Annotated in this window: 3 protein-coding genes; 2 read left to right on the top strand and 1 reads right to left on the bottom strand. The window is 66.0% G+C overall.

The features are described 5' to 3' along the window. Both EN949_RS35105 and EN949_RS35100 read left to right on the top strand, forming a co-directional pair. The coding region (locus EN949_RS35105) for a DUF1403 family protein (RefSeq protein ID WP_127371978.1) at positions 1 to 651 on the top strand (651 nt) is incomplete at its 5' end. A gap of 2 nt (positions 652 to 653) precedes the next feature. Beyond that, the gene (locus EN949_RS35100) at positions 654 to 1,355 is read left to right on the top strand and encodes an SMC-Scp complex subunit ScpB (RefSeq protein WP_127369044.1); all 702 of its coding nucleotides are present in this window, start codon (positions 654 to 656) and stop codon (positions 1,353 to 1,355) included. Positions 1,356 to 1,397: 42 nt separating this feature from the next. Here EN949_RS35100 and EN949_RS35095 read toward each other — a convergent pair. Beyond that, positions 1,398 to 1,635: RES family NAD+ phosphorylase (locus EN949_RS35095; protein WP_164782672.1), on the bottom strand; the 238-nt coding region annotated here is incomplete at its 5' end.

Genomic DNA, 1,635 nt, shown 5'->3' with positions numbered 1-1,635 from the left:
ATTTTGGGCGGCTGGCGGCAATTGGCAGCGCAGCCGCCCGTTGCCAGCGCCGATCGGCTCGAAAAGATCGTCGAGATGCTCGGATTCCACTGGGACGGTTCCGCGCTCGCCGCGCTTTCTACGGAGATCGAAAACCTGGCGGCACCGCAGCGGCCGGCGCCGTTCGCCGCGGCGGCGATCGCCGCGCACGTCGTCGCCGTACGCCCCGACTGCGAGCTTTTGGCCTGGTGGCTGGCCGACCTGGTGCTGGCGCAAAGCCTGCGCTGGCCGCGGCCGCTACCGCTGCTCATGGCCCTGGCTTTTGCTCCGGCCTTCCGCGCCGAGGCGGGAGGGACCAGACTCCGGCCGGGCGGCGAAGCGTTCGAGCGGGCACTTTGCCTGGCGCTGGTTCAGGCGGCGGCGGACGCGTGCCGGCTGGCGGCCGAGCTGTCGCGTCGCGCGGAGCGGCTCATCGCCGTCGCACCGAAGCTCAGGGCGAAGGGGGCGGGCGATGTGATCCAAAGACTGCTCGACGACGACGCCGTCTCCGGATCGCTAACGACCAAAAGCCTGTCGCGCTTTGCGGCGCGACGCCTTTTCGATCGGCTGCAACAATTGGATGCCGTGCGCGAGCTCTCCGGCCGCACCACCTTTCGACTTTTTGGGCTGTAGGGATGAGCGAAGCGTCTGCCCGCCGCAAGCCGAACGAACAGCCTGTGTTGGTCGACACGGAACTGGACCACCTGCCGCCGGAGCTGCGCTGGCGCGAGTGGATGGGCCGCGTCGAAGCGGTGATCTTTGCCGCCAGCGAACCAGTAACACGTAGTGTCCTCGCGCGGGTGGTGGGAAAAAACTGCAATCTCGAGCTGATCATCGACGACATCCGCGCCGAACTGTCCGGCCGCCCCTACGAGCTGGTCGCGGTCGCCGGCGGCTGGCAGCACCGGACCAAAAAGGTTTTTGGCGACGTCATCCATGCCGCGTTCGGCACAGCGGCGGGGCAGGGCACAAAAGAGTTGTCGCAGGCGGAGGCGCTGGTGCTGATGTGCATCGCTTATTTTCAGCCGATTACCCGTGGCGAACTGTCTTCCTTCTTCGGCAAGGAGGTGTCGCGCGATCTGATCGGCGTGCTGCGCGCGCAGGAGCTGATCGCCTCAGGGCCGCGCAGTCCACAGCCCGGAGCGCCTTATACCTATGTGACGACGAAGACTTTCCTGTCGCAGTTCGGGCTCGACACGCTGCGCCAGCTGCCGGATTTCGAGGCGCTCGAAGACGCTGGGCTGCTGTCGAAGGAGAAGCTGCTGGCCGGCGATATTCCCGACGGTTTGGCTAACAGGGAGGACGAGGGCGATGCCGTTGAGGACCAGATGTCGTGAGCGGGCGTTGTTCGCGTTGCGACCACAGAGGCTATCGATGACTCAGGACCAGGACGACTGGTCGTGCGGCAGCCGGTCATCGGGAACCGCGACATGGTCGCCGTCGACGAGATTGGCCGGAAAGATCACCAGATTGGTGCCGCCGGCGTGACGCAGCGACGGGAACAGGATGCCGCGAAGCCCGGCCGTGATGATCAGGTCCGCGAGCTTCCACGATGGCGGGATTTTCTTGTCGATGCGAGCGATCTGGCGCCAGGCACAATCCCATTCCCTCCAGGCA

This window comes from Mesorhizobium sp. M7A.F.Ca.US.007.01.2.1 (genome assembly GCF_003998165.1).
GTDB classification, from domain to species: domain Bacteria; phylum Pseudomonadota; class Alphaproteobacteria; order Rhizobiales; family Rhizobiaceae; genus Mesorhizobium; species Mesorhizobium ciceri.
Note: the sequence above shows the minus strand (reverse complement) of the source record. Positions and strands in the feature narration are given on the sequence as shown.

What these genes read in the sequence shown, in the direction of transcription:
- EN949_RS35100 (WP_127369044.1), top strand. Translation starts at nt 654, where the DNA reads ATGAGCGAAGCGTCTGCCCGCCGCAAGCCGAACGAACAGCCTGTGTTG.